Below are 7,021 nucleotides of genomic sequence, written 5' to 3'. Positions count from 1 at the left end.
AAGGTTAAACTGGTGCAGCTTTGAACATCTAGCAGCACCTAAATTGCGTTGCACCCTGCCCCACGAAAGTTGTGACCGAAACCACATCCTCACGTTCGGTCCAGCCAGTCCTCGAACACCGCCATGTCCTCGCGCCGTACGTGCAATCGGCGTGCCTTGCGGCAGTTTGTAATGCACAAAGAACAAAGGCGTGTTCGAATTGGGGAAGAACTGCTGCTTCATAAGTCCAAACCCGGCGTAGCACGCAACACGTCACGGCAATGAGGCCCGCAACGACCAGCCACCGGAACCGCAGTGCAAAATGCAGGATCGCGCCATAGATGCGGAACATGTATGCCTCCGTAAGCGTCGATCTGCACCTTCTTTGCCTTGCTTGAAGAAGTAGTGGCCCAAGCAACGGCGTGACGGTGATGGCCAGACACCCAGCTAAGCAGCAAAGAAATACCGATCACCGCAAACAGAGAGAACAGGAACTCACCTGTTGCATCAGGGCTGAGACCGATGCCTGCAAACGCCATGATACCGATTACGGTGGCCCCCAGCAGCGGGATTTGAGTTTTCGAAGCCAGCATCTTCGGCGGCATCGCGCGAGGACTTGCCGCGCAACATCGCGATCTGCATCCCCTCGGCTACCACGATAGCGTTGTCCACCAACATCCCCATGGCAATAATCAGGGCGCCCAAGCGAAATTCGCTCCATCTCGATCGAGAATAACGACATGAACAGGAGCGTACCAACCACGGTAAGCAGCAGGGTCGAGCCGACAACGATGGCGGCTCGCCACCCCATGAAGATACGCCAAAACAGCAACCACAATGGCCACGGACATGGCAAGATTTACAAGAAAGTCGTTCGAAGCCTTCTCGACCACTACATGCTGCTGATAGATCGGCAAGATATCGACGCCAAAGGGAATGGCCGTGTTCAGGTCTTCGAATTTGGCATCAACCCGTTTGCCCACTTCAACGATATTTTCCGTGGACAGGCCCGGCGATACCGAGTGTGAAGGCTTCGGTCCCATTGATAGCGTATCATGATGTCGGGGTCTGTTCTGGCGGGCACGATAGACGTTGGACATGTCGAACAGGTTGATCACCTGCCCCTGCGAGCCAACCGACAGACCTGGCGATGGCTGATACCGCTGTCCGAGCCTTCTGCGGTCAGTATGGTTGTCCTGTCGCTGTCCGAACGCAATGAACCCGAAGAATTCACCGAATCCGCATTGGCGATCGCTTCGTTGATCGCCTGTAAGCGGCACGTTCTGGTTGACCGAGATCGCCAGATCCGGCTCGACAAAGATGCGCCTCGTTGCGGCAGGCCCATGCACCTCAACGTCCGCCACGCCGTCAACGGCCAGCAGCTCGCGCCGCAGGAATGTTGCCAGCTCGTGCTTTCTCGGCGTCGGAAAAGCCCTTCGGCAGTGACGGCGTAGAACAGGCCGAACACGTCGCCGAAACCGGTCATTGACGCAGCGGTTGGCCGTACACCGGACGGCAGCCCGCGCGCGGCGTCGCGCACCTTGGCCCTGCAGCCGGGTCCAGATGTCGGGCAATTCGCTTCCATCGTAAGTCGATTTGATCTCGACCTCGATCAGAGACTGTCCAGGCTGGTTGACCGAGGTGATAGCGTCAACCTCACCCATCTGCTGGATGGCTGACTTCAAGCGGCTCGGACACCTCAAGCGCCACCTGCTCCGCCGTCGCGCCAGGGTATTGGGTCGCGATAACCGCGTTTTTGATGGTGAAGGCCGGGTCTTCCAGACCGGCCCAGCGACAGGAAACCCCAGATGCCCCCAAACAGGGCAATCAGGATGATCAGCCACGTATAGATAGGCCGATCAATGGATGCCGCGCGCGATGTTCATCCGATCAGCCCCTTCAGTTCGCAAAGCCGGCAAACCGGCGCACCGCCTGGCCGTCGGTCAGCGCGCCACCGCCGGCGACGACGACCTCGTCGCCATCAGACAGGCCGGTCAGAACCCGCACTATCGCCGGTTTGCGTGGGCTCGATGGTCACAGGTACGCGGCGAACGGTGCCCTCATCAGCGCCGACCGGCGAGAACACCATCACGCTCAGCTCACCCGGCGGCATCAGCGACGATGGCCGTTGCGGGCACGACGATACCTGTCCGATCGTCCTGTACCTGAACGTTCACGGTCACAGACGAACCAGGCAGAATCTGCAGACCTTCGGGTGGGGTCAGGCCGAACTGGATGCGGAATGTCTGTCCGACGCTGGAGGTTTCCGCATCGAACTCGCGAATTTGCAGAGGGAAGACCTCGTCACTGACCGGGAATTTCGCGGTGATTGTGATGTCATCATTCTGGTTCGAGCGCTGGAACAGGATTTCGGGAACGTCTACCTCGATCCGCAATTCGGACATGTCGTGGATGCGAACGATGGGCGCAGCCCGACGAGACGGTGGTGAAGGCCTCGACCGCACGGCTGGAGACCAGCGCGTCAAACGGTGCGGTCAGCGTCGCATGTTCCAGATCATATTCCGCATCGCGCACGGCAATGTCAGCCAACTGCGCCTCGGTCTCAGCATCATCGACGGCCACCTGGCTGGCGGCTGTACCCCGCAGACGTGACAGGCGCGCAACGGTGCGATCCGCCTGATCCTTTTGTAGCACGCGCCCGATTCATGACGGCAGCTCGAACGGCTCCTGATCCAAACTGTGCGATCAGGCCGCCCTTCGGGATCACGAACCCTTCGTTGACAGGCATCTCGACGATCTGGCCTGCACACCTGAAAGGCCAGGTCGACGGTCTGACGTGCGGCGACGCGCCCAAAGAACTGCGCGGGTAAAGCCCGGCGCCGTTTCGTCGCACCTGCATCAGCTTTACTGGTTTCGGCAGTGTCTTGCGCGGCAACGGCGGTCGCCAGAACGGCCAGAGCAAGCGCTCAGATAGAGGTCAGGAGTTTCATTTCTTCAATCCCTCGGGAATTCCCGTTTTCAAAACGTTGTCACGGATCTTGCGCGCCAGGCGCGCGAATTCGGCAGTTTCTTCTTTGCATCAGACCAGAGGCTCGGTGGAACAAGTCCTCCGGCCTCATAGACCAGCATGTTGCGCGCCTCTTCACCTTTTTCGGTCAGCACCAGCAAGCCAGGCCCGGCGGTCTTCGGGGTCGCGTTCGCGGGTCAGATAGCCCGGCCTTTTCCAAAGCGTCGGCTGTTGCATGTGATGGTCGACGGGACGGTCAGCATATCGGCGGCCAGCACACCCATGCGTTTCGGCTCATCCAGTTTGATCAACATGTGGCATTCCTGGATGGCTCAGATCTGTTTCGATACAGTCAAAGGTTTCTTCCAGCTTCCAGTATAGCGCATACACGCCCATTATCGCCTGAATCTCGGGGCTGAGGCGCCGTAGCCGGCACGCTGGTCGTCATCTTGTCAGTAAGTCCGTCTACGGAATTCGCAGGTGGCCATATACTTCGAATTCTGAACTATTCAAGATATGAAGTTAGACTTGGTCAGAATCTCTACATTCCCTTAGGTCACCATACCTTGATCAAACCCTGCCATGACTGCATTTTGGGCAAATCCGAAACATTCAGGGCTCGCCATGTATACCCCCGCGATCACCGGCTACCGGTGTCTTCACGCCTCAGAACGTCATCACCAATGCCGAACTGGTCGCCGCGTTCAACGCCTATGCCGACAATACAAAACGCCCAAGAACGCCGACGCGATCGCGGCCGGTGAGATGGAGCCGATGCAGCATTCCTCGGAAGAGTTCATCGTCAAGGCATCCGGCATCGAGAACCGTTATGTGATGGACAAGGCGGGTGTGCTGGACCCCGACGTCATGCATCCAGCTTCTGCGCCAGCGTAGCGATGAAGAACCCGGGCATCATGACCGAGATGGCGGTGGATGCCTGCAAGAAAGCGCTGGCACAAGCCGGGCGTACGGCCGCGGATGTCGACCTGGTGATCTGCGCCGCCTCAAACCACGAGCGCGCCTATCCGGCGATAGCGATCGAAATACAGCAGGCACTGGGCATCGATGGTTTCGGCTTTGACATGAACGTCGCCTGTTCCTCGGCCACGTTCGGCATACAGGCGGCGGCGGACATGGTGCGGCCCGGACTCGGTGCGCGCGGCGCTGGTGGTCAATCCCGAAATCTGTTCGGGCCATCTGGAGTGGCGGGACAGAGACTGTCACTTCATCTTTGGCGACGTCGCGACGGCGACCCTGATCGAACGGATTGATGAGGCCAAAGGCCCGCATTTCGAAATCCTGTCAACGCGCTGCGCGACTGCGTTTTCGAACAATATCCGCAACAACAACGGATTCCTGCGCCGCTCGCGTCCGGATGGAGATGATTGATCGACGCGACATGCAATTCATGCAAAACGGTCGAAAAGTGTTCAAGGAAGTGCTGCCGATGGTCAGCAAACACATCAGTGATCACATGGAAGCAGAAGGGGTCGGGAACACCGACCTGAAACGCCTTTGGTTGCATCAGGCGAACAAAACCATGAACGATTTCATCGGTAAAAAGGTTCTGGGCCGTACGCCAGAGGCGGATGAACAACCCAACATCCTTCAGGATTATGCCAACACCTCATCTGCAGGGTCGATCATCGCATTTTCGAAAGGATTCGGATGACCTGCAAGAGGGCGATCTGGGTTTGATCTGTTCTTTCGGGGCCGGGTATTCGGTGGGCTCGGTGATCGTGAAGCGCCACGCCTGAACAACGCCTAATTTTCGGCCGTCACCTTGAAAATCTGGAACGCAGCGCCGGGTGCGCCCTGAGATACCGCCGAGGTAATCAGGCACCTCGCCTTCGACCAGCCGAGTTTGTAGGCCATGCCCTTCCGACGCCCATGCCCAGAACTCAGCCCTTGGCGCTGACGTGCAGAGCATAACGTAGTCGACACCCAGCTCAGCCAAGCGCGGCGCGGCTTGCGAGGCTTCGACCCGGAACAGGTCAATTTGGGCCAGAATTCCAGCCTTGGATTCCGATGGTAGTTTCCGCCCAGAACCGAATGGTCCGTATATCGCAGCACATGCGCGGCAAAGTCGAAATCAACCAGAATCATGCCGCTGGGCAGACTTTGCAAAGCAGCGTAAGCTTGAGGCGTGCGGGCAAGAGGCACCTGCTTCTGACGGTATCCTGCCCAACAGCGGCGGTCGAAGCGGTGAACGAGGGTCGCGAAAGAGCGCGCCGATCTGTTCTTCCAAACTGATGCCGACTTTGGGCGAGGCGCAGATTACAAACGCCACCATCGCCAGACCGGCAGCCATTCGGCGATCCCGTGCGTAAGACACATAAAGCACGCGGAGAATCTGTGCCTGAACCGCCACAAGCGAAACGCTCAGGAAGGTCATCATTCGGCTCTGGTAGAGGAACACAACGAAACCGGCAGCAATCAGTACCAAAAACAAGGTGTAGCCCAATCTGGCCTGCGATCTTGCGGCGAAGGCAAGTGCCGCGCCCATCGAAAGAATGGACATGGCGATCAAAGCCACGGCTTCACCTCTGTGTCGCTCGTAGCACGACTGAGATATTCTGAGCCTCAGCCACCTGGCTCAACCAGTAATCCAGCATATCCTGGGGCAGAGCGTCGATTGCATTGCTGAGACAATGGGGGGCAGACGCAAACGCAACGGCAAGTGTCACCACAGCAAGCGCCATGCAGGCCCCGAACCGACCCGGAACCGACCAGCCAGAGCCGATCCAGGCCGCAGCCAATAGTCCAAGCGCGGCAACACTTGCGCGGGCAGGGCCACGTCGTCGCAGGGTCAGTGCGTCACAGCTCGGGTAGGCAAACCCTTCTCGACCGGTTGTGACAAAGCTGGTCAGCGCAAGTGTCGCTGTCAACGCAGTCGCGAAGGTCATTGTGCGCTGACGGGAAGACGCACCATTTGTAATCCAGTCGATGGCGCAAAACACAGCAATAAGGGCAACTTGAAGGATCGACTCGGTGCCGACAGACACTGAAAGCGCCAGGCAGACGCCCAGCAGCCCGGCGGCATAGGGCCTGTCTTTTCGTAGTAACAAAAAACGCAGGCGCCGCTGCAAAAAGAAGGATCTGAAGATTGTGGTGATCGAACCAGAAATAATCGAACTTGCGAGAGTGTTCGAGTGTCAGAACTCCGATAACCAAAGCCGAAATAGCGCCCTCGCGCCCACCCAACACACCGCCTGTTACTGCAAAAGCCCAAAGGGTTAGCGCTGCCAACAGCGCAGGCCAAGCAAAGGCCGTGATCTGAAAGGCGATTTCCGGTGCCATAACCGCGCTCAGCACACGATAAAGCCCGGCGATCGGGGCATCGACCAAACGCGACCAATGCATCAGGGTGCCGTCGTCGGGCTCCCTAAAAACGCGATGCTGATAGGGGTCAAACCAGCCCTGCCCTTCCAAAAGGTCGCGCACACCAACCCGAACGCATCACATCGTCAGATCCTTCGTAGTGGCCGCTGAGCGTCATCAGAACCACCAGCATCGCAAAGGCGCACAAGAAAGCCCACCGAACCAACGGGTCGGCGCAACTGCTATAACGCTTTTGCGATATCTGCATGCTTTTTAATCCTCGACAGCACAGTCTGCGCCAGAACTCTATCGCATGGGCGTGAACCGCTATCTGAGGCACGCTGCACCGTGTGGGACCATGTTTTGACCGTAAATCAGTGTCACGCCATGAGGCCAAAGCAACCGGCGGTTTTCAGCCAGTGCGCGAGAACTCACCTAAGACGGTAAGCTCAGCTAACGCTTTCTTCTTCCAAGTGCAACTTCATCTCAATCAGGACCTGTTGCAACAGACTGGTTTCTTTCAGCAGCCGTTTGGCCTCGTTCACGGTAATAATGCCGTCTTCGATAGCAGCCTGATATTCTGTCATCAGCATCGCAAACCGCTGGCTCAGCGCGATCACATCCGAATTCACACCACCTGTGCGCGGTTCATCCGAGTTGCGGTACATTGCCATATGAAAGAGTGATGTTCTTCAGGTCAGCCAAAGCAGATGTCACATGCGGATAAGACGCTGCATTTTCAAGGCGAGCCAC

At 57.8% G+C, this 7,021-nt stretch carries 12 protein-coding genes; 5 read left to right on the top strand and 7 right to left on the bottom strand.

Translation table 11 applies throughout. The features are described 5' to 3' along the window. From ACXAC1_RS20505 to ACXAC1_RS20490, 4 genes are all read right to left on the bottom strand, one after another. A partial coding sequence (locus ACXAC1_RS20505) for a hypothetical protein (RefSeq protein ID WP_475064117.1) occupies window positions 1–222 on the bottom strand: 222 nt, incomplete at its 3' end. Next, window positions 219–572: a hypothetical protein gene (locus ACXAC1_RS20500; protein ID WP_475064115.1), complete on the bottom strand. Its 354-nt coding sequence runs from the start codon at window positions 570–572 to the stop codon at window positions 219–221. The genes ACXAC1_RS20500 and ACXAC1_RS20505, both read right to left, overlap by 4 nt. Before the next feature lie 99 nt (window positions 573–671). Then, the gene (locus ACXAC1_RS20495; protein WP_475064113.1) at window positions 672–1,664 is read right to left on the bottom strand and encodes an efflux RND transporter permease subunit; all 993 of its coding nucleotides are present in this window, start codon (window positions 1,662–1,664) and stop codon (window positions 672–674) included. 414 nt (window positions 1,665–2,078) lie between these two features. Next, entirely contained in the window at window positions 2,079–2,384 is a 306-nt protein-coding gene (locus ACXAC1_RS20490) for a hypothetical protein (RefSeq protein WP_475064112.1), read from the bottom strand. A gap of 16 nt (window positions 2,385–2,400) precedes the next feature. Here ACXAC1_RS20490 and ACXAC1_RS20485 point away from each other — a divergent pair, with 16 nt between their 5' ends. The 5 genes from ACXAC1_RS20485 to ACXAC1_RS20465 all read left to right on the top strand — a co-directional run bounded on the left by ACXAC1_RS20485 (window position 2,401) and on the right by ACXAC1_RS20465 (window position 4,619). Beyond that, window positions 2,401–2,592 carry a hypothetical protein gene (locus ACXAC1_RS20485; protein ID WP_475064110.1) on the top strand — a complete coding sequence of 64 codons (192 nt, stop codon included), beginning with the start codon at window positions 2,401–2,403 and terminating at the stop codon, window positions 2,590–2,592. Window positions 2,593–3,571: 979 nt separating this feature from the next. Beyond that, on the top strand, window positions 3,572–3,841 hold the full coding sequence (locus ACXAC1_RS20480) for a hypothetical protein (protein WP_475064108.1): 270 nt from the start codon (window positions 3,572–3,574) through the stop codon (window positions 3,839–3,841). 20 nt (window positions 3,842–3,861) lie between these two features. Next, window positions 3,862–4,218, top strand: a complete 357-nt coding sequence (locus tag ACXAC1_RS20475; protein WP_475064121.1) for a hypothetical protein — start codon at window positions 3,862–3,864, stop codon at window positions 4,216–4,218. Next, on the top strand, window positions 4,115–4,336 hold the full coding sequence (locus tag ACXAC1_RS20470) for a hypothetical protein (protein WP_475064119.1): 222 nt from the start codon (window positions 4,115–4,117) through the stop codon (window positions 4,334–4,336). The genes ACXAC1_RS20475 and ACXAC1_RS20470 overlap by 104 nt, the downstream gene beginning before the upstream one ends. After that, complete coding sequence (locus ACXAC1_RS20465) at window positions 4,329–4,619, top strand: 3-oxoacyl-[acyl-carrier-protein] synthase III C-terminal domain-containing protein (RefSeq protein WP_475064106.1); 291 nt, start codon at window positions 4,329–4,331, stop codon at window positions 4,617–4,619. The genes ACXAC1_RS20470 and ACXAC1_RS20465 overlap by 8 nt, the downstream gene beginning before the upstream one ends. Before the next feature lie 420 nt (window positions 4,620–5,039). Here ACXAC1_RS20465 and ACXAC1_RS20460 read toward each other — a convergent pair whose 3' ends face one another. The 3 genes from ACXAC1_RS20460 to ACXAC1_RS20450 form a co-directional block, all read right to left on the bottom strand. Next, on the bottom strand, window positions 5,040–5,483 hold the full coding sequence (locus ACXAC1_RS20460; RefSeq protein WP_475064103.1) for a hypothetical protein: 444 nt from the start codon (window positions 5,481–5,483) through the stop codon (window positions 5,040–5,042). Window positions 5,484–5,764: 281 nt separating this feature from the next. Beyond that, entirely contained in the window at window positions 5,765–6,391 is a 627-nt protein-coding gene (locus ACXAC1_RS20455; protein ID WP_475064102.1) for a hypothetical protein, read from the bottom strand. A 326-nt stretch (window positions 6,392–6,717) separates the two neighbouring features. After that, window positions 6,718–6,942: a hypothetical protein gene (locus ACXAC1_RS20450; RefSeq protein ID WP_475064100.1), complete on the bottom strand. Its 225-nt coding sequence runs from the start codon at window positions 6,940–6,942 to the stop codon at window positions 6,718–6,720. Between the last annotated feature and the right edge of the window lie 79 nt (window positions 6,943–7,021).

Source organism: Marinomonas sp. AWM4_232 (assembly GCF_056158325.1).
Note: the sequence above shows the minus strand (reverse complement) of the source record. Positions and strands in the feature narration are given on the sequence as shown.

Coding starts and splice junctions, on each gene's coding strand:
- ACXAC1_RS20500 (WP_475064115.1), bottom strand. CDS start 572: ATGCTGGCTTCGAAAACTCAAATCCCGCTGCTGGGGGCCACCGTAATC.
- ACXAC1_RS20490 (WP_475064112.1), bottom strand. CDS start 2,384: ATGTCCGAATTGCGGATCGAGGTAGACGTTCCCGAAATCCTGTTCCAG.
- ACXAC1_RS20485 (WP_475064110.1), top strand. CDS start 2,401: ATGGGCGCAGCCCGACGAGACGGTGGTGAAGGCCTCGACCGCACGGCT.
- ACXAC1_RS20480 (WP_475064108.1), top strand. CDS start 3,572: ATGTATACCCCCGCGATCACCGGCTACCGGTGTCTTCACGCCTCAGAA.
- ACXAC1_RS20475 (WP_475064121.1), top strand. CDS start 3,862: ATGACCGAGATGGCGGTGGATGCCTGCAAGAAAGCGCTGGCACAAGCC.
- ACXAC1_RS20465 (WP_475064106.1), top strand. CDS start 4,329: ATGATTGATCGACGCGACATGCAATTCATGCAAAACGGTCGAAAAGTG.
- ACXAC1_RS20450 (WP_475064100.1), bottom strand. CDS start 6,942: ATGGCAATGTACCGCAACTCGGATGAACCGCGCACAGGTGGTGTGAAT.